This is a genomic window from Sphingomonas dokdonensis (assembly GCF_002197685.1).
Classification (GTDB): domain Bacteria; phylum Pseudomonadota; class Alphaproteobacteria; order Sphingomonadales; family Sphingomonadaceae; genus Sphingomonas; species Sphingomonas dokdonensis.
Window position 1 is genome coordinate 547,165 of record NZ_NBBI01000002.1, and the last position, 22,510, is coordinate 569,674.

At 67.5% G+C, this 22,510-nt stretch carries 25 protein-coding genes and 1 tRNA gene; 14 read left to right on the top strand and 12 right to left on the bottom strand.

Annotated elements, in window-relative coordinates; genetic code table 11:
- Positions 1 to 9 precede the first annotated feature (9 nt).
- The 6 genes from SPDO_RS07450 to SPDO_RS07475 all read left to right on the top strand — a co-directional run bounded on the left by SPDO_RS07450 (position 10) and on the right by SPDO_RS07475 (position 4,488).
- Positions 10 to 798: a F0F1 ATP synthase subunit A gene (locus tag SPDO_RS07450; protein ID WP_088366826.1), complete on the top strand. Its 789-nt coding sequence runs from the start codon at positions 10 to 12 to the stop codon at positions 796 to 798.
- 50 nt (positions 799 to 848) lie between these two features.
- A complete protein-coding gene (locus tag SPDO_RS07455) occupies positions 849 to 1,076 on the top strand; it encodes a F0F1 ATP synthase subunit C (RefSeq protein WP_046409264.1) in 228 nt (75 codons plus the stop codon).
- Positions 1,077 to 1,181: 105 nt separating this feature from the next.
- Positions 1,182 to 1,676: a F0F1 ATP synthase subunit B family protein gene (locus SPDO_RS07460; protein ID WP_088366827.1), complete on the top strand. Its 495-nt coding sequence runs from the start codon at positions 1,182 to 1,184 to the stop codon at positions 1,674 to 1,676.
- On the top strand, positions 1,669 to 2,316 hold the full coding sequence (locus SPDO_RS07465) for a F0F1 ATP synthase subunit B family protein (protein ID WP_088366828.1): 648 nt from the start codon (positions 1,669 to 1,671) through the stop codon (positions 2,314 to 2,316). The genes SPDO_RS07460 and SPDO_RS07465 overlap by 8 nt, the downstream gene beginning before the upstream one ends.
- Before the next feature lie 130 nt (positions 2,317 to 2,446).
- The gene (locus SPDO_RS07470; protein ID WP_088366829.1) at positions 2,447 to 3,109 is read left to right on the top strand and encodes a TIGR02117 family protein; all 663 of its coding nucleotides are present in this window, start codon (positions 2,447 to 2,449) and stop codon (positions 3,107 to 3,109) included.
- Positions 3,110 to 3,183: 74 nt separating this feature from the next.
- Entirely contained in the window at positions 3,184 to 4,488 is a 1,305-nt protein-coding gene (locus SPDO_RS07475) for a sugar MFS transporter (protein ID WP_088366830.1), read from the top strand.
- 44 nt (positions 4,489 to 4,532) lie between these two features.
- Here the strand turns inward: SPDO_RS07475 and SPDO_RS07480 are convergent, their stop codons facing one another.
- The 5 genes from SPDO_RS07480 to yajC form a co-directional block, all read right to left on the bottom strand.
- Positions 4,533 to 4,883, bottom strand: a complete 351-nt coding sequence (locus SPDO_RS07480; RefSeq protein ID WP_088366831.1) for a TfoX/Sxy family protein — start codon at positions 4,881 to 4,883, stop codon at positions 4,533 to 4,535.
- A gap of 70 nt (positions 4,884 to 4,953) precedes the next feature.
- A complete protein-coding gene (locus SPDO_RS07485; protein WP_169716244.1) occupies positions 4,954 to 5,328 on the bottom strand; it encodes an Mth938-like domain-containing protein in 375 nt (124 codons plus the stop codon).
- A gap of 7 nt (positions 5,329 to 5,335) precedes the next feature.
- On the bottom strand, positions 5,336 to 6,307 hold the full coding sequence (gene secF, locus SPDO_RS07490; protein ID WP_088366832.1) for a protein translocase subunit SecF: 972 nt from the start codon (positions 6,305 to 6,307) through the stop codon (positions 5,336 to 5,338).
- A gap of 121 nt (positions 6,308 to 6,428) precedes the next feature.
- Positions 6,429 to 8,030, bottom strand: coding sequence for a protein translocase subunit SecD (secD, locus tag SPDO_RS07495; RefSeq protein ID WP_088366833.1), 1,602 nt, complete (start codon positions 8,028 to 8,030; stop codon positions 6,429 to 6,431).
- Positions 8,031 to 8,047: 17 nt separating this feature from the next.
- Entirely contained in the window at positions 8,048 to 8,386 is a 339-nt protein-coding gene (gene yajC / locus SPDO_RS07500) for a preprotein translocase subunit YajC (protein ID WP_088366834.1), read from the bottom strand.
- Positions 8,387 to 8,544: 158 nt separating this feature from the next.
- Between yajC and SPDO_RS07505 the strand changes: the two genes are divergently transcribed.
- The 3 genes from SPDO_RS07505 (at position 8,545) to SPDO_RS16675 (ending at position 9,612) form a co-directional block, all read left to right on the top strand.
- On the top strand, positions 8,545 to 8,850 hold the full coding sequence (locus tag SPDO_RS07505) for a putative quinol monooxygenase (RefSeq protein WP_088366835.1): 306 nt from the start codon (positions 8,545 to 8,547) through the stop codon (positions 8,848 to 8,850).
- A gap of 49 nt (positions 8,851 to 8,899) precedes the next feature.
- Positions 8,900 to 8,976, top strand: a tRNA-Pro gene (locus tag SPDO_RS07510).
- A gap of 138 nt (positions 8,977 to 9,114) precedes the next feature.
- On the top strand, positions 9,115 to 9,612 hold the full coding sequence (locus SPDO_RS16675; RefSeq protein ID WP_143559609.1) for a hypothetical protein: 498 nt from the start codon (positions 9,115 to 9,117) through the stop codon (positions 9,610 to 9,612).
- Between the two features lie 201 nt (positions 9,613 to 9,813).
- Here the strand turns inward: SPDO_RS16675 and SPDO_RS07515 are convergent, their stop codons facing one another.
- Genes SPDO_RS07515 through SPDO_RS07540 form a run of 6 tightly spaced genes read right to left on the bottom strand, consistent with a single transcriptional unit; the run spans position 9,814 to position 16,148 of the window.
- Complete coding sequence (locus tag SPDO_RS07515; RefSeq protein WP_088366836.1) at positions 9,814 to 10,677, bottom strand: exonuclease domain-containing protein; 864 nt, start codon at positions 10,675 to 10,677, stop codon at positions 9,814 to 9,816.
- A 41-nt stretch (positions 10,678 to 10,718) separates the two neighbouring features.
- Entirely contained in the window at positions 10,719 to 11,246 is a 528-nt protein-coding gene (moaB, locus tag SPDO_RS07520) for a molybdenum cofactor biosynthesis protein B (protein ID WP_088366837.1), read from the bottom strand.
- Between the two features lie 31 nt (positions 11,247 to 11,277).
- Positions 11,278 to 12,000 (bottom strand): enoyl-CoA hydratase/isomerase family protein, encoded by a 723-nt coding sequence (locus SPDO_RS07525; protein ID WP_245829272.1) that lies wholly within the window; start codon positions 11,998 to 12,000, stop codon positions 11,278 to 11,280.
- Positions 11,973 to 12,833, bottom strand: coding sequence for a 4-(cytidine 5'-diphospho)-2-C-methyl-D-erythritol kinase (locus SPDO_RS07530; RefSeq protein ID WP_088366839.1), 861 nt, complete (start codon positions 12,831 to 12,833; stop codon positions 11,973 to 11,975). The genes SPDO_RS07525 and SPDO_RS07530 overlap by 28 nt, the downstream gene beginning before the upstream one ends.
- The gene (locus SPDO_RS07535) at positions 12,830 to 14,482 is read right to left on the bottom strand and encodes a tetratricopeptide repeat protein (RefSeq protein WP_245829273.1); all 1,653 of its coding nucleotides are present in this window, start codon (positions 14,480 to 14,482) and stop codon (positions 12,830 to 12,832) included. The genes SPDO_RS07530 and SPDO_RS07535 overlap by 4 nt, the downstream gene beginning before the upstream one ends.
- 7 nt (positions 14,483 to 14,489) lie before the next feature.
- The gene (locus tag SPDO_RS07540) at positions 14,490 to 16,148 is read right to left on the bottom strand and encodes an electron transfer flavoprotein-ubiquinone oxidoreductase (RefSeq protein WP_088366840.1); all 1,659 of its coding nucleotides are present in this window, start codon (positions 16,146 to 16,148) and stop codon (positions 14,490 to 14,492) included.
- Between the two features lie 125 nt (positions 16,149 to 16,273).
- Between SPDO_RS07540 and SPDO_RS07545 the strand changes: the two genes are divergently transcribed.
- From SPDO_RS07545 to SPDO_RS07565, 5 genes are all read left to right on the top strand, one after another.
- Positions 16,274 to 17,029 carry a uracil-DNA glycosylase gene (locus SPDO_RS07545; protein ID WP_088366841.1) on the top strand — a complete coding sequence of 252 codons (756 nt, stop codon included), beginning with the start codon at positions 16,274 to 16,276 and terminating at the stop codon, positions 17,027 to 17,029.
- A gap of 35 nt (positions 17,030 to 17,064) precedes the next feature.
- Positions 17,065 to 18,831: a lytic transglycosylase domain-containing protein gene (locus SPDO_RS07550; protein WP_088367036.1), complete on the top strand. Its 1,767-nt coding sequence runs from the start codon at positions 17,065 to 17,067 to the stop codon at positions 18,829 to 18,831.
- A 280-nt stretch (positions 18,832 to 19,111) separates the two neighbouring features.
- Positions 19,112 to 20,185 (top strand): recombinase RecA, encoded by a 1,074-nt coding sequence (gene recA / locus SPDO_RS07555; protein ID WP_088366842.1) that lies wholly within the window; start codon positions 19,112 to 19,114, stop codon positions 20,183 to 20,185.
- 256 nt (positions 20,186 to 20,441) lie between these two features.
- Positions 20,442 to 21,287 carry a class I SAM-dependent methyltransferase gene (locus SPDO_RS07560; protein WP_088366843.1) on the top strand — a complete coding sequence of 282 codons (846 nt, stop codon included), beginning with the start codon at positions 20,442 to 20,444 and terminating at the stop codon, positions 21,285 to 21,287.
- Complete coding sequence (locus tag SPDO_RS07565; protein ID WP_088366844.1) at positions 21,284 to 21,916, top strand: glutathione S-transferase family protein; 633 nt, start codon at positions 21,284 to 21,286, stop codon at positions 21,914 to 21,916. Before SPDO_RS07560 ends, SPDO_RS07565 begins: the two co-directional genes overlap by 4 nt.
- Positions 21,917 to 21,958: 42 nt before the next feature.
- Here the strand turns inward: SPDO_RS07565 and SPDO_RS07570 are convergent, their stop codons facing one another.
- The gene (locus SPDO_RS07570; protein WP_088366845.1) at positions 21,959 to 22,501 is read right to left on the bottom strand and encodes a GNAT family N-acetyltransferase; all 543 of its coding nucleotides are present in this window, start codon (positions 22,499 to 22,501) and stop codon (positions 21,959 to 21,961) included.
- Positions 22,502 to 22,510 lie beyond the last annotated feature (9 nt).

The window sequence follows — 22,510 nt, forward strand, 5'->3', positions numbered from 1 at the left end:
GAAACAGGCGTGGCGGAAGGCGGCGGCAAGATCGATCCGATGCACCAGTTCCTGGTTGAGCCGTTGTTCGGCACCCAGGACTGGCAGATTGCCGGGTACAACATCGCCTTCACCAATTCGGCGATGTGGATGGCGGTCGCGACGGTAGGGCTCATCGCCTTCATGTCGCTCGGCACCAAGGGCAAGCTCATCCCCGGCCGCGGGCAGGTGATGGTCGAAAGCGTGGTGCGCTTCATCGACAACATGCTCGCATCGAACATCGGGCCAGAGGGGAAGCGCTACGTTCCCTACGTCTTCTCGCTGTTCATGTTCATCCTGTTCGCCAACATCCTCGGCCTGATGCCGCTGGGCGTCGTCGGCGTGCATCCGTTCACCTTCACCAGCCACTTCACCATCACCGGCATTCTCGCGATCCTCAGCTTCGCGATCGTTCTGGTGGTCGGCTTCTGGCGCCACGGTCTGCACTTCTTCAGCCTGTTCGTGCCGCATGGCACGCCCTGGTGGCTGCTGCCGGTCATTCCGCTGATCGAGTTCGTCTCGTTCATGGTGCGCCCGTTCAGCCTCGGCCTGCGACTGTTCGTCGCCATGACTGCCGGGCACGTGCTGCTGAAGGTGCTGGCGGGCTTCGTGATCAACGCCGGCAACGCTGGCGCGGGGATCGGCCTGCTGGTCGGCATCCCCAGCTTCGGCCTGATGGTCGGCATTTCGGCGCTCGAACTGCTGGTCGCCGGTATCCAGGCCTATGTCTTCGCGCTGTTGACCTCGCTCTACCTGAACGACGCGGTCAACCTGCACTGAGTTTCGTACTGTTCAATCCAACCATCTGATTTTGATAGGGAGTTACTAAAATGGACGCAGAAGCCGCAAAGCTGCTCGGCGCCGGTCTGGCCGCTGTTGGCGCGGGCCTCGCCTCGCTCGGCGTGGGCAACGTGTTCGGCAAGTTCCTCGAAGGCGCGCTGCGCAATCCGGGTGCCGCCGACGCGCAGCAGGGCCGTCTCTTCATCGGTTTCGCCGGTGCCGAGCTTCTCGGTCTGCTCTCGTTCGTTGTCGCGATGATCCTGGTTTTCGTCGCTTAACACGAAACGAAATCCTCCGCCGTTCGCGCGGCCCGGGCCTCGATCCTTGGTGATCGAGCGCGCATAAGCCGGGCCCGCGAACGGAGGGGAGGTTAAGGGTTCAAGATGCCTCAGATCTCCCAACTTGCCGCAACCTGGGCGTCGCAGCTGTTCTGGCTCGTCGTCACCTTCGGCGTTGTCTTCTTTGTCGTGGGCCGCGGCATGCTGCCCAAGGTGCAGAAGACGATCGACGCGCGCGATTATTCGATCGCGGCGGATCTCGCGGCGGCTTCGGCGGCGCGTGACGAAGCGGACAAGGTTGAGGCGGACTGGCGCGTGCGCGACCAGGCCAATCGCGAGAAAGCCCAGGCGCTTGTCGCGGAGGCACGCCAGCGTGCCGCCAAGGCCAGCGAGGAAACGCTGAACGCGGCTGGCGACCAGCAGGCGGCGCGCGTTGCGGCGGCTGAGGCGGATATCACGGCGGCCACGCAGCGCGCGCTCGACGATATCGAGGCGGTTGCGGCGGAAGCCACCCAGGACATCGTGGCGCGCGTTTCGGGCGTTCAGGTGTCGGCGGACGAAGCAAGGGGCGCCGTGAAGGCGGCGATGGCACATGGCTGAGTTCATCATCCTGAGTGCCGCGACCGGCGGCTCGGCCGAAGTGGCGCAGAATCTTGCCCATGCGGCGGAAGCACGCGGCATGACGGCCGATGGCTCCGAGGCGCTAAGCACCAGCGTTGCCGAGGGCGGCCCGGAGCATCACGTCGATCCGGCGCTGCTCGGCCTGAACGGCACCGTCTGGGTGTCGCTCGCGATGCTCGTGCTGTTCGCGATCCTGATCTGGAAAAAGGTACCGGCGCTGATCGTCGGCGGCCTCGATCGCCAGATCGCCGACATCCGCCGCCAGCTCGACGAGGCGAAGGCGCTGCGCGCCGAAGCCGAGGCGCTGCGCGACGAATATGCGCGCAAGATCGCCGACGCGGAAAAGACCGCGGGCGAGATGGCGGCGCAGGCCAATCACGAGGCGGAAGTGATCATCGCCAAGGCCAAGGCGGATGCGGACGAGCTGGTCATGCGCCGCGGCAAGATGGCCGAGGACAAGATCGCCGCCGCCGAACGCGCCGCGCTGCTCGAAGTCCGCGCCAAGACGGCTGAAGCCGCGGCTAACGCCGCCGCCGCGCTGATCGCGGAGCGTCACGGGGCCGAGGCCGACCGCGCCCTGATCAACCGCACGATCGCAGGCATCGGCCGCCCGAACTGATCCCGTCCTTTACGGCGAAACAAGCGGCCGCGCCCATCCGGGTGCGGCCGTTTTGTTTTGTAGGCCAGCGCGAGGGCGGGGTGGCGCAAAGCCGCATGCCAGCCGCCCGTCATCCTGATACACGCTGCCGATGCGCCGCCGCCCGCTACCGCTTGTCCTCGCCGGCCTTCTAACGGTCCTGCTCGCGTATCCGATCGCGGCGCTGATCGGCGGCGCGCTGCCGACGAACCGCGGCTGGCAAGCGCCCGAGCAGGGGGTCACGCTATTCATCGAAAGCAACGGGATCCACACCGGCCTTGTCCTGCCGAAAGTCGCGGCAGGGGTCGACTGGCGCCCGATCTTCCCAGCCACGGACCTGCGCGACCCCCGCTACGGCGCGTACGATCATGTCTCGATCGGTTGGGGCGACCGCGACTTCTACTTGAACACCCCGACCTGGGCAGACCTGAAGCTCTCGACCGTGACGGCCGCCGCGCTCGGCAGCAGCCGAACGATGCTCCATGTCGATCATCTGCCGCACCCCGCCGCCGACGGCAGCGTGCGGCGACTGGTCGTGCGCCCCGCCGAATACCGACGCCTTGCCGCTTATGTCCGGGCGTCGCTCGCTGACGGCGGCGAGCGGCGCCACGGCTATTTCGGCTATGACGCCTTTTACGAGGCACGCGGCCGATACAGCGCGCTGCGCACCTGCAACGGCTGGGTAGGGGACGCGCTGCGCTTTGCCGGCATCCGCATCGGCGCGTGGACCCCGCTTCCCCTCACCGTGATGTGGTGGTTTCCCCGCCACAAGTGACACCCGCGAAAGGCGCGTTTGCCCTCCGGCAATTTCCCGGTAAACGGTTACACGTTCTCGGAGGGGATTAATTCATGGCATTTGCCCAGGTAACGACGGGTGCCGACGCCGCCGCGCAAGATGCGGACGCGGTGGGGGCGGCCTATGCCGACGCGCCCGATCTGCGCTGGTTCGTCTTTGCGCTGTTTTTCATCTTTGGCGGCATCACCAGCCTCAACGACATCGTCATGCCCAAGCTGCAGGAGCTGTTCACGCTCAGCCACGCGCAGGCGAACCTCGTCAATTCCGCCTTCTTCCTCGCCTATCTGCTGTTCTCGCTGCCAGCCGCCGCGGTGGTCCGCCGCGCCGGCTATATGCGCACGGCGACGTTCGGCCTCATCCTGATGACGCTGGGCTGCCTGCTGTTCATCCCGGCCTCCAGCTCGGCCACCTTCGGCATGTTCCTCCTGGCGCTCTTCGTGCTCGGCGCCGGCATCACCGTGGTTCAGGTCGTCGCGAACCCGCTGATCTCGCTGCTCGGCCCGCCGCGCACCGCGTCGAGCCGGCTCACCTTTGCGCAGGCATTCAACTCGCTCGGCACCACCATCTTCCCGCGCGTCGGCTCGACGCTGATCCTCGGCAGCCTCGCCGGCGTCAGCGCCGCGACGCTGAGCGGCCCCGCGCTCGACGCCTATCGCGTCGAGGCATCGCGCGCGATCGTCCACACCTATATCGGCCTTGCCGTGGCGCTGCTGGTGATCGCGGGCGTGGTCTGGACCCGCCGCAATCGCCTCAAGGAAGAGCAGGAGCAGAGCGGCTCGATCTTCCACCCGTTGACGCTGCTGAAGCGCCCGCGCTTCGCCTTCGGCGTCGCCTGCATCTTTCTCTATGTCGGCGCGGAAGTCGCGATCGGCTCGAACCTCGTCGTCTACCTGTCACAACCGACCGTGTGGAACGTGCCGCTGGAAACCGCCGGCAATTACGTGCCCTTCTATTGGGGTGGCGCACTGATCGGCCGCTTCGCCGGCTCGGCGATCCTTCGCGTGGTGTCGCCGGGCAAGGTGCTGGCGACCGCCGGCTCGGTCGCGATCATGCTGCTGCTCTTCTCCGCCAACAGCAGCGGTACGGCGGCAGGCTGGGCGCTGATCGCCATCGGTCTGGCGAACTCGATCATGTTCCCGACGATCTTCAGCCTCGCGTCCGAGGGGCTGGGGAAGCGCGCTGCCGAAGGATCGGGCGTGATCGCCACCGCCATCGTCGGCGGTGCCGTCGTCCCGCCGCTCTATGGCACGCTGGCGGACACCACGGGCAGCCTGGCGTTTGCACTCGTGCTGCCGGTGATCTGCTACGCGATCATCGCCAGCTTCGGCGTCTTCGCGCGCCGCCCGTCAGTGGCATAACGACCGGCGGCTCCTTCCATCAGGGGGAGGGGCCGCCCAGCCCGTCAGGCTGACTTCTGCACCTTGGGCTTACGCGGCGTCTTCGGCTTGGGCGCGGGCAGTTCGGCGGTGGTGATCGCCACCAGCTCGCCCAGCCAGTCCGCGTCGTCCCACCGATCGGCATCGATCAACAGGCTGGGCTTCGCGCCGGGGTAGGGCGGCGCCTCCGCGCAATCGCCGGCAAAGGCGCGCCCGCCGGGCGTTGGTTTGACGAACAACTGCCCGTCGCAGATCAGCGCGACCAGCTTACCATCGCTGTAGATGCCGTATTCGCCGAAAATCGGCTTCGCCGCGACGTCGTTCGTCTGCGCCAGCTGATCGACGATGAAGGAAACGGTGCCGCTGTCTGTTGCCATGCCGCCGATCGTATCACCATGCGCGCGATGATCGAGCGCTAATCCGCCCCAACCGGGCGAGGGGCAGGCGCTATGCGTCGAGCGGGTAGAGCGCGGCGGCGATCTGCCGCCCTTCGCTGCGCAGCACGCCCCAGGCCTTCGCAGCAGCGCGGCTGTCCATCATTTCCACGCCGATGCCGCGTGCCTCCACCGCATTCACCAGTGCACGTGGTGGCCGCGCGAGCGTCGCCCCGGTGCCGATCAGGATGAACTCGGGTGCCGGCGACAGGATCGCCTCCAGCGCCGCCTCGTCAAGCTCAGCCAGCGGCGGCGGGGACCAGCCCTGCGCCGCGCTGACGGTCAGCAGCACGGCGGGCAGCACCTGCTCCTCGTCAAGGCGAAAGCCGCCGCGCGCGAAGCCGCGGACGATCGGCCCGCCCGCGTCGCGCTCGCGGTTGATCTTCACGCCCGCGTCACTCGCCGCGCGGCGCCACGCGCTCGGCGTTCTCGATGCCGCTGCGGGTCACCTTCTCGGGCGCCGGATTGGCGCGCAGGCCCAGCGTGATCAGCAGCGAGGAGGAGACGTAGATCGACGAATAGGTGCCCACCACGATGCCCAGGATCATCGCCGCGGTGAAGCCGCGCAGCACGTGCCCGCCGAGGAACAAGAGCGCGCCCAGCGCCAGCAAGATGGTGACGGAGGTCATCACCGTGCGCGGCAGCGTCTCGTTGACCGACAGGTTCACGATCTCGCGCATCTCCATCTTGCGATAACGGCGCATGTTCTCGCGGATCCGGTCGTCGATCACGATCTTGTCGTTGATCGAATAGCCGATGATGGTCAGCACCGCGGCGACGATGTTGAGGTCGAATTCGAACTGCGTCAGCGCAAAGAAGCCGAGCGTCATCAACAGATCGTGGACGATCGCCGCGATGGTCGACACGCCGAACTGCCATTCGAACCGCACGATCGCGAACAGGCCGATGCCGAGCACCGCCAGCACCACGGCAAGCACGCCGTTGCGCACCAGCTCGCCCGAAACCTTGCCTGAGATGGTCGAATAACGGCTGAACGTCGCGCCGGGGAAGGCCTGCGAGATCGCGGTCTCCACCTTCTTCACCGCCGCATTGGTCGCGCCCTCGTCGGCGCCCTCCTGGATCGGCAGGCGAATGGTGAGCGTGCGCGGGTCGCCGAACTGCTGCAGCGAGGCTTCGCCGACATTCTGGGCGTTCACCACCTCGCGTAGGCGATCGAGATCGGGCGGCGTCACGAACCGCTCCTCGATCATCAGTCCGCCTTCGAAATCGACGCCGAAGTTCAGCCCTTTGGCGAAGGTGACGCCGATCGCCAGCACCGACAGGATCAGCGTCAGGCCGAACGCCAGCCCACGCAGCCGGACGAAATCGATATTGGTGTTGTCGGGAACGAGTTTCAGCAGGCGCATGGCAATCTTCCGTCATTCCCGCGGGTGCAGGAAGCCGATCGGGCAGGGCCGCAACTAAGGCCCGGCCGTCCGGAAACAGGGTTCCCCGCAAGGACGGGGACGATGGTGGTCGGTGCGGCGATCATATGTTGATCGTCTTCGGCTTGGTGCGGCGCAGCCACCCGGCGGTCAGCATGCGGGTGAACAGCACGGCGGTGAACACGCTGGTGGCGATGCCGATCAGCAGCACGACCGCGAAGCCCTTCACCGGGCCCGAGCCGAGCAGGAACATGATGATGCCCGAAATGGCGTGGGTCATGTTCGCCTCGAAAATGGTGCGGCTGGCTTCCTTATAGCCCAGCTCCACCGCCTGCACCACCGATCGCCCGCGATGCCGCTCCTCGCGGATACGCTCGTTGATCAGCACGTTGGCGTCCACCGCGGTACCGATCGTCAGCACGAAGCCGGCGATACCGGGCAGCGTCAGCGTACCCCCGATCAGCGCCAGCACGCCGACGATGACGAACACGTTGATGACCACGGCGAGGTTCGCATAGACGCCGAACCGGCCGTAGGTGACGAGCATGAAGGCGACGACCAGCGCCACGGCGACGGCGGAGGCGAGAATGCCGGCACGGATCGACTCTTCGCCGAGGTCGGGGCCGACGGTCGATTCCTCCACCACCTTCAGCGCGACGGGCAGCTTGCCCGAGCGCAGCGCAATGGCGAGCGCATTGGCGCTTTCGGTCGTGAAGCTGCCCGAGATCTGGGCCCGACCACCGGTAATCGGCTCGTTGATGTTGGGCGCGGAGATCACCTGATTGTCGAGGATGATGGCGAATGGCTTGTTCACGTTCTCCTGCGTCACCCGTGCGAACTTGCGCCCGCCCTGGCTGTCAAAGGTGATCGCGACCTGCGGCTCGTTGGTCTGCTGGCTGAACTCCATGCGCGCATCGCTGAGCTGGTCGCCCGTGATGATCGCGGAGCGCTTTACCGCGATCAGCGGGATGCCGGTCGGGTTGTTCGGATAGACCAGCACCTGGCTGCCCGCCGACGCCTGCTTGCTGGCGAGCTGCTGCGGGGTCGCGCTTTCGTCGACCAGCTTGAATTCCAGCTTTGCGGTCTTGCCCAGCAGGTCCTTCAGTGCCTGCGGATTCTGCAAGCCGGGCACCTGGACGACGATGCGGTTCGAACCCTGACGGATGATCGTCGGCTCGCGCGTGCCAAGCTCGTCGATACGGCGGCGGACCACTTCGGTCGCGTCGCCCATCGCGGTGTCCACCGCCTGCGTCAGCCCCGCCTGAGTCGGGGTAAGCACCAGGCGGCTCGAATCGACCACCTGGATGTCCCATTCGCGCTGGCCGGTCATGCCGACGCCGCCGCCGGTGATGCTCAGCAGCCGCTCGCGCGCGGCATCGACCTGCGAAGGATCGCGCAGCAGGAACGACAGCCGCCCGCCGCGCGACGAAATGTCGCCGATCTCGATCCGCGGATCCTGCCGGCGCATCTCGGTCTGCACCTGCTCGCGCATCGCCTCCAGCCGGCTCTCGGCGACGTCGTTCACGTCCGCCTCGAGCAGCAGGTAGCTGCCGCCGGCGAGGTCGAGCCCCAGGTTGATGCGGGGCAGGTTGACGCCCCATTTGTCGGTGATCCGCTGCGGGATCAGGCTGGGAATCGCCAATGCGCACAGCACGGCGATCGTCAGCCAGATCGAGACAACCTTCCAACGCGGGAAATCGAGCATGTTTGGCGGCCCAGTTCTTAGTCGTTGGCCGGCTTGGAGCCGAGCGCCGTCACCTCGGCGAGCGTTGCCTTCACCACCTTGATGCGGGTGTTGGGCGCGATTTCCACGTCAACGAACTGATCGTCGACCTTGATCACCTTGCCGACCACGCCGCCGGCGGTCACGACGGTGTCGCCCTTCTTCACGGCGGCCACCGCGGCCTGCAGCGCCTTCATCCGGCGTTGCTGCGGGCGGATCATCAGGAAGTAGAAGACGATAAAGACGAGAACGAGCGGGGCGAGGCTGAGAAAGCCGGCGAGGCCGCCCTCGGCACCGGCGGCGCCGGCCGTCTGGGCATAAGCAGGGGAAATGAACATGCCGTCCTTGCGTGCACATGAGTCGCGGCGCCCGGAATAGGGCGCCACGGGAAGCCTGCGCCGCTAACATTGCTGCGCCCTTGGCGCAATCCGCCGGTGCAGGTACGTGACGACCTGGCTCGCCCGCCACCGGGCGCAGACAACAAAAGGAGAGGTGAATGACGATCCTGGTAATGGGCACGATCAAGCTGGGCGCAGGCGAGGGCGCAAAGGCCGCCAAGATGCTGGCCGATCACGCCGCGGTGGTCCGCACCGAGGATGGCTGCGAGGAATATTCCTTCGCGTTCGACGCGGCCGATCCCGATCTGGTGCGCGTCGCCGAGCGTTGGGCAAGCCCGGAGGCGCTGGGTGCGCACGGCCAGGCCGATCACCAGAAGGCATTCGGCCGCGCGCTGCGCGATCATTCGCCCAGCGCCATGTCGATCGACGCGTGGGACGGGCAGCATTGGCGCAAGCTAATCTGATCGCCGCTTGCATAATGGGGGCGCGCCGCGTAGAGGCGCCCCCCTCGGTCGGGGCGTAGCGCAGCCTGGTAGCGCATCACACTGGGGGTGTGGGGGTCGCAGGTTCGAATCCTGTCGCCCCGACCAAGAAAGCCAAGCATTTGTAAAGCTAAAAGCGGGCAGCGAAAGCTGCCCGTTTTGGCTTGTGCGTGCCGTGTACGAGGCATGTACGAGTTGTCGTTGACTCGGCACTTGGATTGTCGCCCAATGCCGGGACGAGGCGATATGAAACTTACTGACTACCTAGCGATCTACGGCGCTGCGCTTTCCACGCTGGTATTCATATGGAACGCCACACGATCCACTCCTAAGATCAAGGTGCGCCTGACCTTTGCTGTGGAGACGATCGAAGGGGTTGCAAAAGCGGGGCTGGGTATTTCAGTCCAAAATCCCTCTTCTAGTGCGGCTCACATCACGAATGTCTCGTTTGTGTATCCTTGGCGGAGAGTAACTTGGCGGGACCGGATCAGCCATCTAGTGCGGTTCAAGAGTTTGCCAGTTCGAATCGGATGGTGCCACAGCTCGCTCTCTAACTTTGATCTTGAAGACGGATGTCCGGTTACCATTGAGCCCGCCCAGTCGCATTGGATATTCGTTCCCAGCGAGACCGTCGAAAAACTATTCAGTGATGCCTTGAAGAGGAAGGTCGTCGTTCAGGTGCAGGACGCTCTCTGGCGAAACAAATACTCCAAAGCGTATAATTACCCGGCCAAGCCCCAATGAGCAGCACCCCGCGCCCGAGAGCGCAAGGTGCTGGCAGCGTCAAGGCGGAAGGAGTGTCGCTTACCCCCGCTGCTGGCCGTGATGCTTTGTTGGCGAGGGGTCGATGGCCTTAATCCTCATCGCAGGCGTGAAAATGGAACCGCCCGCAACCTCGCTATCTGAACCTATCCTCGTCACACCAATAAAGCATCGCGCACGGCGTCAGCCCGCCGCCGCGACTCGCGCGCGCAGTGTGTCCTCCATGACGATCTCGATCCGCGAGCCGGCACGCTGCAGCTCCTCCGCGCGGCGATGCGCGGGGCTGGCGTGAAAGAATCGGCCGTATGGCTGCTCGTTGCTGACCACCAGCATCGTCGAGCTGGTGCCGACCGAGGCGACGACTCGCCCGCCCATCTCGGCCAGCCAGCGGCCCAGCGCCCCGTTGCGGGTAGCGCCGAGGATCGCGATCCGCTCCCCCTTCAGCGGGCCTTCCGCGGCGGCCTTCGGTGCCGCAGCGGTGCGATAGGTCGCGGGGTTCAGCCAACCGGCGATGTCGATGCCGGTATGCTCGATCGCGCGCACGATCACCATGCCCGCCGTGCGTGCATCGCTCAGCGCATTGTGGTGCTTGTGCCTGAGCCCCAGAAACTTCGCGAGCGCGCTCAGCCGATGGCTCGGCAGATCGGGCCAGGCGCGCTTGGCGACGCGCACGCTGTCGAGCCACGTCGCCTCGATCGGCGTCTGCGCATGCACCGCGCATGCCGCCGCCAGCGCGCCCTTGTCGAACATCGAATGCGCCACCGTCACCCGCCCGGTGAGGTGCCCCGCCACGATCTCATGCACGCCGGCATAGGTCGGCTGGTTCATGACATGATCTTCGCACAGCCCATGAATGCGCGTGTTGAAGGGGGAGAATTCGTCGCACGGATCGACTAACGTGTCATAGGCGAACACCTCCTTGCCGGCGCGAAAGCCGACAATGCCGATCTGGCAGATGCTGCTGACGCGCGAGCAGGCGGTCTCCACGTCGATCACCACAAAATCGCACGGATCGGCCACGGGGAGGGTAGTGGTTACAACGCTCATTGCGGCGGAACATACCATGCTCGCCCGCCGATTACAGGCGCTTAGCGCTCGGTCAGCCGGGGCATCAGTTCGACGAAGTTGCACGGCCGGTGCCGGCTGTCGAGCTGATCGCGCAGGATGCCGTCCCACCCGTCCTTCACTGCCCCGGTCGAGCCCGGCAGCGCAAAGATATAGGTGCCGCGTGCGACGCAGGCGCAGGCGCGCGATTGCACCGTCGAAGTGCCGATCGTCTTGAACGACAGCCAGCGGAACAGCTCGCCGAACCCCGGGATCATCTTGTCCGCCACCCGCTCCACCGCCTCGGGCGTCACGTCGCGCCCGGTCACGCCGGTGCCGCCGGTGGTGATGATGCAATCCACCGCCGCATCTTCGATCCAGGCATGCAGCTGCGCGACGATCGCATCGGCATCGTCGCGCAGGATCAGCCGGTCGGCCAGCACGTGGCCCGCCTCCTCCAGCCGCGCGACCAGGGTATCGCCCGAACGATCCTCCGCCAGCCCGCGCGTGTCGGAAACGGTCAGCACGGCGATGCGCACGGGCAGGAAGGGGAGGGACTGGTCGATCGGCATCTAGGTGCTATCGCCCCTTCATCGTGCGCGATCAACGATAGCGTTGCGTGCCCGCCCGAAAACGTGCGCTGCCGAAACTGTCCTCGAACGCGCGGCCATGCGCCGGGTCGGCGGGATCGCGCAGCATCGCCTTCAGCGTCCCGAGCGCCGCCGGATCATTGTCGGCGATCGTCGCCGCGACCGCCGCGCCATCGCCGATCACGTCGACCAGGCCGATGCGGTGCGCCTCCGCCGCGTCGATCGGCGTGGCCGTGTAGAGCAACCGCGCCGCCTGTCCCGGCCCGATCAGCCGCTGCAAAAGGCCAAGGTCCTCCGCCGGATAGCCGATCCCCAGCCGCGCCGGCGGTAGCGCGAAGCTGGCGCCCGGCCCGGCGACCCGCAGGTCCACCGCCAGCGCCAGCGCGACGCCGGCGCCGTGGCAACCCCCGTCGATCGCCGCCACCACCGGCATCGGCAACGCAGCGATCGCGTCGACCGCCGCGCGCAGCGCCAGGCGGAACGGCGCGCGGGCCTCCACGTCCTCGGCGAGGGATGCGATCTCGCTGAGGTCCGCCCCGGCCGAAAACGTGCCCGGCACGGCCGATTGGAGCAGCACCACGGCCACGTCATCGCCGATCGTACCAACCATATCGGCCAGCGCGCGCCAATGCGCCATGCCCATCGCGTTGCGCCGCTCGGGGCGGTTCAGCGTCAGCCGGGCGATCGGCCCGTCGCGCTCCAGCGTGATCACGACAGCGACGTGGCGAGTAGCCACCACGCCGGCGCCGCCGCGCGCACCGTGGCGGCCGCACGATCGCGACTCTCCGCCGTGTCGAACAAGGCAAAGCAGGTCGCGCCGGAGCCGGACATGCGCGCCAGCGTTACGCCGGGCTGTCCCGCCAAAAGGGTAATCACGTCGTCGATCACCGGCGCCACGGCGCGGGCTGGCGGCTCGAGATCGTTACGCCCGCCTTCCGGATCGCTCGGGTCCAGCGCGCCGCGATCGACGCCGTCCCAGCCCGAAAAGACTGCGGCGGTTGATACGCCCACACCGGGGTTGACCAGCAACACCGGCGTTCCCTCGCGATCCGCCAAAGGCACCAGCGCATCGCCCTTGCCGGTGCCCAGCGCGGTGCGCCCGACCAAGCAGGCGGGCACATCCGCCCCCAAGCCTGCGGATAGGGCGAACAGCCGCGCATCGTTCGCCGCGATGCCGTGCATGCGCGCCAGCGCCCGCAGCGTCGCCGCCGCGTCCGCCGATCCACCCCCGATGCCGGAGGCGACCGGCAGGTTCTTCTCCAGCGTGATCCGGTACCGATCCTCGATGGCGAAGCGGCCGCGAAAGCCGTTCAGCGCACGGATCACCAGATTGTCGGGGTCGACAGCGTCACCGGCGGCGCCAGCAGGCGAGCCAAGCGCGGCCGCGAACGGCCCGGTGATGCTCAGCGCGTCCTGCGCCGCCGGTCGGACGGTGATCACATCGCCGTCGCGGCAAAAGGCGAACAGCGTCTCGATATCGTGATATCCGTCGGCGCGCCGGCGCCGCACGTGCAGCGCAAGGTTCAGCTTGGCGGGTGCCAGCTCCACCGTCTCCACGTCGTCGGTCATGGGCGCGGCGCCGGGCCGTTTGCGATCTTTGCCGCCAACCGCGCCGCCTCGTCGGGCTCTGCCGCCACCTTGGCCGCGCGCCAGGCGTAGCGCGCGTCGAAACGCCGGCCGAGCGCCCAATAGACGTCGCCAAGATGCTCGTTCACCTCCTGATCGACCGGCGAGGCAGCCGCCGCTTGCTCGATCAGCGGCAGTGCGCGCCTGGGCTCGTTTGACAGGAAATAGGCCCAGCCGAGCGAATCGGTGATCGCCGCATCCTCGGGTCGCAGCCGACGCGCCTTCTCCAGCATCGCCTGCGCCGGGGCGACCGGCTCGCCATGGACGATCTGCGCATAGCCGAGATAGTTGAGCGCCAGCGGCTCGTCGGGTGCCAGCCGCACCGCTTCGGCCAGCGCGCGGCGCGCCTGCGGCCAATCGCCCGCCTCGTCCAGCGCGGCGCCATATTGCATCCACGCCGACCACTCCGCTCTGTCCCCGGCCTGATCGATGATCCGGCGGTAAAGCGGCGCCGCCGCGGCCGGCCGGTCGGCACTGGCGAGCAGATCGGCATAGCGTTGCAGGTCATCGGCCCGGTCGCTTTTCGCCAGCACCGCGGCCTGGGCCAAGGCCTCGTCCATGCGATCGGCGCCCGCCAGGATCTGTACCCGGCCGCCGCGCGCCGCCGCGGCATAGGGGCTGTTGTCGCCCACCGCCTCTAACGTCGCTAGCGCCCGCACCGTCTCACCCGATCGACCCAGCGAATAGCCGAGCAGCAGCCGCGCGCGGTCGTTCGCCGGGTCGGCGACCACCGCCGCCTGCGCCATCGCAAGCGGCAGCGGCCCGGGCGGGCCGGCGATCAGATCGGTCACCACGCGCGTCAGCAGCGCCGACACGCCAAAGCCCAGCGTCGGCTTGCTGCCATCGCCCGGCCGCGCGCGCATCGCCGCGATGGCCGGCGCATCGCCGACCAGCAAGGTGCGCGCCTCGGCCGTCTTGTTCATGCCGACCAGCAGCCGCGCGGCGATGATCCGCAGATCCTCGCTCGCCTGGCCGTTGCCTAGTATGGCGCGCAGCGTGGCCATGCCTTCGCGAACATGGCCCTGCGCGATGAGGATCAGCGCGCGCGTCTCGCTGGCGAAGCGGCGCGCCACCGGATCGTCGCGCGTGGCGGCGAGCAGCGGCAGCGGATCGCGCCCGCCCGCCAGCGCCGCCCAGGCGGCGAGCGACGAGGAAAGCACCGCCAACTGCCCCTTGCCGATCCGCGCGATCGCGGCGTCCGCTGCCGCCGCATCGTCATGCACGGCTGCGCTGGCGAGGATCAGCAGGTCCGCATCGGGCGGCGCCGCCTGGCCGAGCGCGCTGATGGTGGAAAAGGCAAGCGAGAGGTCGCCCGCCGCCACCGCCTGGCGATAGGCGTAAGCGGCGACGCGCGTGTCGCCCGGCGCCGCTGCCAGCGCATCGGCGTAGCGCCGCGCCGCCAGCGCCGCCGCGCCATCGGCGTCCGCGGCGCGCGCCTGCATGTACGCCAGCAGGTCGGGCGTTTTCGCCACCGCCGGCACGGGGGCGAGCAGGCCCAGGGCGGCGAGCGCGACCGTCAGGCGGAAAGTGGCGCGGCCGCCGGAACGGCCGCCGCGCGCACCGGTAGCAAGGGCGGGTGCGGGGCGTCGCACCGCCGTCTCACATGTTCGGATAGTTCGGCCCACCGCCGCCCTCGGGCACCACCCAGTTGATGTTCTGCGTCGGGTCCTTGATGTCGCACGTCTTGCAATGGACGCAATTCTGCGCGTTGATCACGAACTTCGGATCGCCCGTTTCCTCGCCGACGATCTCGTACACGCCCGCCGGGCAGTAACGCTGCGCCGGCTCGTCGTAGAGCGGCAGGTCGTATTCGACCGGCACGTCCGGGTCCTTCAGCGTCAGGTGGACCGGCTGGTCCTCCTCGTGATTGGTGTTCGACAGGAATACCGAGGACAGGCGATCGAACGTCAGCACGCCGTCGGGCTTCGGATAATCGATCTTCTTCGCCAGATCCTTGCGCCAAAGCGTGTCGTGGTCGGCATGCTGCTTCATGGTCAGCGGCCATTTCAGGCCGAAATGCTCCATCCACATCGCGATGCCGGCAATGCCCGATCCCAGGAAGTCGCCGAACTTCTTCACCAGCGGCGCGACGTTGCGGACGATCGACAGCTCCTTCTTCACCCAAGACGCCTCGAACGCGGCGGGGTAGGCGGTCAGCTCGTCGCTCTGGCGCTGCGACAGGATCGCGTCGGCGGCGGCCTCGGCGGCCATCATGCCGCTCTTCATCGCGGTATGCGTGCCCTTGATCCGCGGCACGTTAAGGAATCCGGCGCTGTCGCCGATCAGCGCGCCGCCCGGGAAGACCAGCTTGGGGATCGACTGCAAGCCGCCATCGCTGATCGCGCGCGCGCCATAGCTCACGCGCTTGCCGCCCTTGAGCAGCGCCGCAATCTCCGGGTGCGTCTTCCAGCGCTGCATTTCCATGAACGGAAAGACGTGCGGGTTGGAATAGTTCAGCCAGGTGACGAGGCCAAGGCTCACCTGGCCGTTCGCCTGGTGATAGATCCAGCCGCCGCCGTTGGTCTCGCTTTCGCTCAGCGGCCAGCCTTGCGTGTGGATCACCTTGCCCGGCTCGTGCAGCGCGGGATCGATGTCCCACAATTCCTTGATGCCCAGGCCATAGGACTGCGGGTCGCAATCGGCGCGCAGGTCAAAGATGCGCATCAGCTCCTTTGACAGGTGCCCGCGGCATCCCTCGGAGAAGAAGGTGTATTTGGCGTGCAGCTCGAGGCCGGGCTGATAATCGGGCTTGTGCGTGCCGTCGCGCGCCACGCCCATGTCGCCGGTCGCGACGCCCTTCACGCTGCCGTCCTCGTTGAACAGGATCTCGGCCGCGGCGAAGCCGGGGAAGATCTCGACGCCCAGCTCCTCGGCCTTGCCCGCGAGCCAGCGGCACAGATTGCCCAGGCTGCCCGTGTAGGTGCCCTTGTTGTGCATGAACGAGGGGGTGACGAAATGCGGCATGTTGAACTTGCCGCCCTTGCTCAGCACCCAATGGATGTTCTGCGTCACCGGCACTTCGGCCAGCGGGCAGCCGTCATCGCGCCAGTCCGGCAGCAACTCGTCCAGGCTCTTGGGGTCGATCACCGCCCCCGACAGAATGTGCGCGCCGACCTCGCTGCCCTTTTCGAGCACGCAGACCGAAATGTCGGCTTCCTTTTCCGCTGCGAGCTGTTTCAGCCGGATCGCCGCGCTGAGGCCGGCCGGCCCCGCGCCCACGATCACAACATCATACGGCATCGACTCGCGTTCGCTCATTCTTCTCTCCATCTGCCAACCCGCCCATCGCCCCCGCAGTCGGGCGCATGCCGGCAACGTTCCGTCCCCTGTGGCTGTCCAGTGAATTGACCGCCACGTCAACCATCAGGCTTAAGTGGGTGCACATGGGGGCAGATTTAACCATCGACTGGCGACAAGCCGCGGCAAGCGCCATGGAATGGTGGCGCGACGCCGGCGTTGACGTGCTGGTCGGCGACGAGCCGTTCGACTGGCTCGCGCCCGAGCCGGCCGACCAGGTCGTGGCGCTGCCCCCCCCGTCCCACGCACCAGCGGCAGCGCCCGCCGCCCCGGCGCCAGCGATCCCCGGCGAGACGCTGCCCGGAACGATGGCCGAGCTGCTCGCCTGGCGTATCGGGGCATCCGCGCCAGAGGCGGGGTGGAACACCGCATTGGTGCCAGCGACCGGCCCGGCGGATGCCGACCTGATGATCCTGATCGACTGTCCGGAGCGCGACGCGGCCGATTCGTTGCTTGGCGGTGCGGCGGGGCGCCTGTTCGACCGCATGCTCGCCGCGATCGGCCGCAGCCGCGCGGACGTGCACCTCGCCAGCCTGTGCGCCGCGCGTCCCGCCGCCGGGCGTCTCCCGCGCGACATGGAGGCGCGGCTCGCCGAAATCGCACGCCATCACGTTGGCCTGGCCGCGCCAAAACGCCTTCTCGTGATGGGCGATGCGGCGAGCCGTGCGATCTTGTCGGCGAACGTCATCGAGGCACGCGGACGTTTGCACCCTTTTAACCATAAGGCTGACACTCAGAGCCAGGTCGTGGCGAGCTTCCATCCGCGCATGCTGCTGGAGCGTCCCGTCCTGAAGGCTGAGGCTTGGAGAGATCTGCAAATGTTGATGGGGGGATCGAAGTGAGCCGCGTGTTGCTTGCCGCCGTGAGTGTTGCCGCGATGACACCTGCGCTTGCCGCAGCCGAGCCGCCGGCCGCCGCCAAGGCGAGCGCCGCCCGCCCTGCGCTGCCCACGCAGCTCTCCGCCGAGCAGCGCACGCAGTATCGCGCCGTCTTTGCCGCAATTCGCGAAAGTCGCTGGCAGGATGCGCAGCTCAGCCTCGATGCCATGCCTACCGGCCCGCTGCACAGCTATGCCCGCGCCGAGCTTTACACCGCCAAGGGCTCGCCGCGCGTCGAGATGGAGCCGCTGGTCCGCTTGCTGACCGAGGCACCCGAGCTGCCGCAGGCCGAGACGATCGCCCGCCTCGCCAAGTCGCGCGGCGCCGCCGACCTGCCGAGCCTGCCCGAGCAGCAGCGGCTCGTCTGGCAGGACGGCGCCCCGATCCGCGTGCGTGCCAAGGCGACCCGCAGCGACGCCATCGCCGCCGAGCTCGCCGATCGCATGCAGCCCTATGTGAAGGGCGACATGGGGCGCGAAGCAGAGTCGCTGCTCGATTCGACCAGTGGACTGACACCCGAAGCGACCACCGAATGGCAGTCGCGCGTCGCCTGGATCTATTTCCTGCAGGGCCGCGACGATGATGCCCGCCGTCTCGGCGCCAAGGCCGCGCAGGGGCAGGGCGACTGGGCCACCCACGCGCGCTGGACGGGTGCGCTCGCCGCTTGGCGGCAGAATGATTGCGCCGCGGCCGGCGAGGGTTTCCAGGACGTCGCCGCGCGCGCCGGCGATACCGACATGCGCGCTGCCGGGCTCTACTGGGCGAGCCGCGCCGACATGACCTGCGGCCGTCCCGATCGCATCGAGGCGCGGCTGCGCAACGCGTCGCAATATGGCGAAACCTTCTACGGCCAGCTCGCCCGCCAGTCGCTCGGCATGCAGACCAGCGCGGTGAAGCCGCAGAAGGTGACCAGCGATTGGGCCACGCTGGAGCGTCGCCCCAACGTCCGCGTCGCCGCCGCACTCGCCGAGATCGGCGAGCTCGACGCCGCCGATGACGTCATCCGCCAGCAGGCGAAGATCGGCCCGGCCAACGAATTCGCCAGCCTGATGCGCGTCACTGAGCAGATGGATCTGCCCGCCAGCGTCGTGTGGCTCGCACACAATTGCCCGCGCGGCTTCGTCGCCACCGCCGAAACACGCTACCCGACGCCGAACTGGACGCCCGACACGGGGTGGCGGATCGACAAGGCGCTGGTCTACGCCCACACGCTCCAGGAATCGGGCTTCCGCAACAAGGTCGTCTCGCCTGCCGGCGCCTACGGCCTCATGCAGATCATGCCCGCCGCCGCCACCGATTACATGCGCGAACGCGGCGTCTCGGTCGACAAATCGGCGCTGACGCGTCCGTCGACCAACATCGACATTGGCCAGCGCCACCTCGAAAAGCTGCGCGACATGGGCCTGACCCAGGGCCTGCTGCCCAAGGTGATCGCGGCCTACAACGCTGGGCCGAAGCCGGTCGGCGAGTGGAACTCGATCGTCCGCGATAACGGCGATCCGCTGCTCTACATCGAAAGCATCCCCTATTGGGAAACGCGCGGCTACGTCGTTACCGTGCTGCGCAATTACTGGATGTACGAGGGGCAGACCGGCCGCAAACAGTCGGTCAGCCGCTCAGCGCTCGCCCAGGGCATGTGGCCGCGCTTCCCCGGCATGAAGGGCGACCCCGCGATCCGCGTCGCCAATCGCCCGGCGCCCAACACCGTTGCCGCCAACGCCGTCGTCTCGCCGGCCAGCACCACCACGGTAACGAGCGCACCCTGAGCGCCGGTCATCCCGGACCTGATCCGGGATCCAACCCACCACGCGCGCTGCCGTCCGTTGCGGCGCGTCGACCGACCCACAATCGTCATGCCGGGCCCGTCCCGGCATCCACCCATCCACAGACCGACCGATCACCATAAGTGCGCAACTTCCGCCGCGCGCCCGCACAAGCCGTCTACAAAAATCCTACGTTCCCCACTTGTTCCAACAGAACAAATGCAATACGTACGCTTCACGCGTTGAACGGTTCGCGCGCTTGCTCTAGCGAAAGGGCTTCCTCATGGCCGCCAATCTCAAGGTGATCCCCAACAACATGGCAAGCGCGAACTCCGATCGTCAAAAGGCGCTCGACGCCGCCCTCGCGCAGATCGATCGCGCGTTCGGCAAGGGCTCGGCAATGAAGCTGGGTCAGAAGGAGGCGATGAAGGTCGAGGTTGTCTCGACCGGCAGCCTCGGGCTCGACATCGCGCTCGGCGTTGGTGGCCTGCCCAAAGGCCGTATCGTCGAGATCTTTGGCCCGGAATCGTCGGGCAAGACGACGCTTGCGCTCCACGCTATCGCCGAATCGCAAAAGGCCGGCGGCACCGCCGCGTTCGTCGACGCGGAACACGCGCTCGATCCGGCCTATGCCAAGAAGCTTGGCGTCAACATCGACGAACTGATCGTCTCCCAGCCCGATACCGGCGAGCAGGCGCTGGAGATCGTCGACACGCTGGTGCGCTCGAACGCGATCGACGTGCTGGTGATCGATTCGGTTGCCGCGCTCGTGCCGCGCGCCGAGATCGAGGGCGAGATGGGCGACAGCCACGTCGGCCTTCAGGCCCGTCTGATGAGCCAGGCGCTGCGCAAGCTCACCGGCACGATCAGCCGGTCGAACTGCCTTGTCATCTTCATCAACCAGATCCGCATGAAGATCGGCGTGATGTACGGCTCGCCCGAAACGACGACCGGTGGCAATGCGCTGAAGTTCTACGCCTCGGTCCGCCTCGACGTGCGCCGCATCGGCTCGGTCAAGGATCGCGAGGAAGCCACCGGCAACCAGACCCGCGTGAAGGTGGTGAAGAACAAGGTCGCGCCGCCGTTCAAGCAGGTCGAATTCGACATCATGTTCGGTGAGGGCATCTCGAAGCTGGGCGAGATCATCGACCTCGGCGTGAAGGCCGGTCTGGTCGAGAAGTCGGGCTCCTGGTTCAGCTACGATTCGATCCGCATCGGGCAGGGCCGCGAGAACTCGAAGAACTACCTGCGCGAGAACGGCGAAGTCGCCGAGCGCCTTGAGCGTCAGATCCGCGCCCGCCAGGAAGGACTGGGCGAGGAACTGATGGCCGGCCAGACGGACGAAGACGACGTCTGATCGCTTGCACTGACAGGTCAGCAAATCACAAGGGCCGGTGCCGCAAGGTGCGGGCCCTTTGTCTGTCCGGGCTGACATCGGCTTTCAGGCTCCGCTTCCAGGGCGTGGGGTGCGACCTGTTCAGGAGAACCTTCGCCCGGAACAGCAACAGCGCCGTCACCGACACCGTGCGACAGCCCCACCTTTCTCAGCATTTGCGGCGCGCGCACCTGAGCCACGATCTGCTACCGTCCCGTCGACACAAGAGGACCGCTCGATGACCACCGCACCCGATTGGCAGGCCCGCGTCGGCGATGTCTGGGCCGCCGAATGGCGCCGCACCGACCGCAGCTTCGCCGATCTGTCGCGCCACCTCGACGCCGCGATCCTCGCTGTCGCGCCGACCCAAGGCCAAGTGGTCGATCTGGGCTGCGGCGCCGGCGCCACCTCGCTCGCGCTTGCCGCCGCCCGGCCGTCGCTATCCGTCCTCGGCATCGATCTGTCGGAGGCGCTCGTTGCCGTGGCGCAGCAGCGCGCCGCCGAGCAGGGACTGGCGAATACCCGCTTCGTCACCGGCATGGTGCCCGCGGAGCTTGCCGACGCCGCGCCCTTCGACCTGGCCGTCTCGCGCCACGGCGTCATGTTCTTCGACGATCCCGCCAGCGCCTTCAGCGGCATCGCCGCCGCGCTTCGCCCCGGCGCGCCGCTGGTCTTCTCCTGCTTCCGCAGCGCGGCAGAGAACATCTGGGCCGCCGACGCGATCGCGGCGATCGGCGGCACGCTCGATGCGCCGACCGGTTACGCACCCGGCCCGTTCGCCTTCGCCGATCGCGACGTCATCCACCGCCTGCTCGACGACGCCGGCTTCGCCCGCATCGCCATCACCCCGGTCGATTACCGCTACCGCGCCGGCGCGGGCGACGACCCGGTCGAGGACGCGATCGACTTCTTCCGCCGCATCGGTCCGGTATCACGCGCGATCGCCGCCGCATCGGAAGCCGATCGCCCGGCACTGCTCGATCGCTTGCGCGTTGTGCTTGCCGACCGGGTGGCAGATGGCGTGGTCGACTTCCCCGCCGCCGCCTGGATCGTCACGGCATATGCACAGGGGAGGGGCCAATGATCATAGTTCACCATCTCGAAAATTCGCGCTCGCAGCGCATCTTGTGGATGCTTGAGGAGCTTGGCCTCCCCTATGAGGTGAAGCGTTACGAGCGGAACAAGAAGACCATGCTCGCCCCGCCCGAGCTGAAGCGCGTCCACCCGCTCGGCAAGTCACCCGTGATCGAGGACACCGGTGACAGCGGCCGTGTGATCGCCGAAACAGGTGCGATCGTCGAATATCTCGTCGACAAGGCCGACGGCCGCCTCGGCCCCCCGGCCAACCGTGCCGCGGCGCTCGATTACCGCTTCTGGGTGCATTACGCGGAAGGCTCGCTGATGCCGCCGCTGCTCGTCAAGCTGGTGCTCACCCGCGTGCCGCTGTTCGGCAAGGCCGCGCAAAAGCGCATCCAGCCGATGATCGACACGCACCTCGATTATGTCGAATCGCACCTCGCCAGCCGGCCGTGGTTCACCGGCGATGCGATGACCGCCGCCGACGTGATGATGAGCTTTCCGCTGGAGGCGGCGCGCAGCCGCGGCGGCCTCGATAGCTCGCGCCCGGCAACGATCGCCTGGCTCGACAAGGTCCACGCCCGCCCGGCGTACCAGACCGCGCTCGCGAAGGGCGGCCCTTACGCCTACGCCTGATCGTGATCCTCGGCGCGCCGCTCCGTGGCGGCGCGCCGAGCCCTAGGCCATCGTGCCGGGAGGCAGGTGCATCTCCACCGACGCCACATCATGACCCCGCGCAAGGCACGGCCGCATCGCGCGACCGCTTTCCACGAAGCCGATCTTCTCCAGCACCCGGCCAGACGCCGCGTTATCCGCAAAATAGCCGGAGGTAATCGTCGTCAGCCGAAGCGTCTCGACCCCGTACGACAATATGCAGCGCGCCGCCTCGGTCATGAAGCCGCGCCCCCAATGGTCGGGCGAGAGCCAATACCCCAGTTCCGCTGCGCCCGGTTCGGCGCCCGGCGTCAGCCCCACCACGCCGATCAGCGCATCGTCGCCGGCCAGCGTGATCGCCCAGCACCATTCGCCGGGCACCACCGCGTCCAGAAAGAAGCGCGCATCCGCCGCGCCGTACGGATGCGGCACCCGCGACAGCCGCACCGCCACGTCGCGCTGCCCGACGATCCGCACAATCGCCGCCACGTCACGCATCTCCGGCCGCCGCAGCCGAAGCCGCTCGGTGGCGAGCACCGGGCGATCAAAGCTGGCGACCGGACGCATGAACCCTCC

Bases quoted from the DNA above. Each gene is read 5' to 3' on its own strand.
- moaB (WP_088366837.1), bottom strand. From the start codon at position 11,246: ATGCCGATCGACCAGTCCCTCCCCTTCCTGCCCGTGCGCATCGCCGTG.
- yajC (WP_088366834.1), bottom strand. From the start codon at position 8,386: ATGTTCATTTCCCCTGCTTATGCCCAGACGGCCGGCGCCGCCGGTGCC.
- recA (WP_088366842.1), top strand. From the start codon at position 19,112: ATGGCCGCCAATCTCAAGGTGATCCCCAACAACATGGCAAGCGCGAAC.
- SPDO_RS07455 (WP_046409264.1), top strand. From the start codon at position 849: ATGGACGCAGAAGCCGCAAAGCTGCTCGGCGCCGGTCTGGCCGCTGTT.
- secD (WP_088366833.1), bottom strand. From the start codon at position 8,030: ATGCTCGATTTCCCGCGTTGGAAGGTTGTCTCGATCTGGCTGACGATC.
- SPDO_RS07540 (WP_088366840.1), bottom strand. From the start codon at position 16,148: ATGAGCGAACGCGAGTCGATGCCGTATGATGTTGTGATCGTGGGCGCG.
- SPDO_RS07565 (WP_088366844.1), top strand. From the start codon at position 21,284: ATGATCATAGTTCACCATCTCGAAAATTCGCGCTCGCAGCGCATCTTG.
- SPDO_RS07470 (WP_088366829.1), top strand. From the start codon at position 2,447: ATGCGCCGCCGCCCGCTACCGCTTGTCCTCGCCGGCCTTCTAACGGTC.
- SPDO_RS16675 (WP_143559609.1), top strand. From the start codon at position 9,115: ATGAAACTTACTGACTACCTAGCGATCTACGGCGCTGCGCTTTCCACG.
- SPDO_RS07465 (WP_088366828.1), top strand. From the start codon at position 1,669: ATGGCTGAGTTCATCATCCTGAGTGCCGCGACCGGCGGCTCGGCCGAA.
- SPDO_RS07530 (WP_088366839.1), bottom strand. From the start codon at position 12,833: ATGACCGACGACGTGGAGACGGTGGAGCTGGCACCCGCCAAGCTGAAC.
- SPDO_RS07460 (WP_088366827.1), top strand. From the start codon at position 1,182: ATGCCTCAGATCTCCCAACTTGCCGCAACCTGGGCGTCGCAGCTGTTC.
- secF (WP_088366832.1), bottom strand. From the start codon at position 6,307: ATGCGCCTGCTGAAACTCGTTCCCGACAACACCAATATCGATTTCGTC.
- SPDO_RS07550 (WP_088367036.1), top strand. From the start codon at position 17,065: ATGACACCTGCGCTTGCCGCAGCCGAGCCGCCGGCCGCCGCCAAGGCG.
- SPDO_RS07570 (WP_088366845.1), bottom strand. From the start codon at position 22,501: ATGCGTCCGGTCGCCAGCTTTGATCGCCCGGTGCTCGCCACCGAGCGG.
- SPDO_RS07505 (WP_088366835.1), top strand. From the start codon at position 8,545: ATGACGATCCTGGTAATGGGCACGATCAAGCTGGGCGCAGGCGAGGGC.
- SPDO_RS07545 (WP_088366841.1), top strand. From the start codon at position 16,274: ATGGGGGCAGATTTAACCATCGACTGGCGACAAGCCGCGGCAAGCGCC.
- SPDO_RS07560 (WP_088366843.1), top strand. From the start codon at position 20,442: ATGACCACCGCACCCGATTGGCAGGCCCGCGTCGGCGATGTCTGGGCC.
- SPDO_RS07515 (WP_088366836.1), bottom strand. From the start codon at position 10,677: ATGAGCGTTGTAACCACTACCCTCCCCGTGGCCGATCCGTGCGATTTT.
- SPDO_RS07480 (WP_088366831.1), bottom strand. From the start codon at position 4,883: ATGGCAACAGACAGCGGCACCGTTTCCTTCATCGTCGATCAGCTGGCG.
- SPDO_RS07475 (WP_088366830.1), top strand. From the start codon at position 3,184: ATGGCATTTGCCCAGGTAACGACGGGTGCCGACGCCGCCGCGCAAGAT.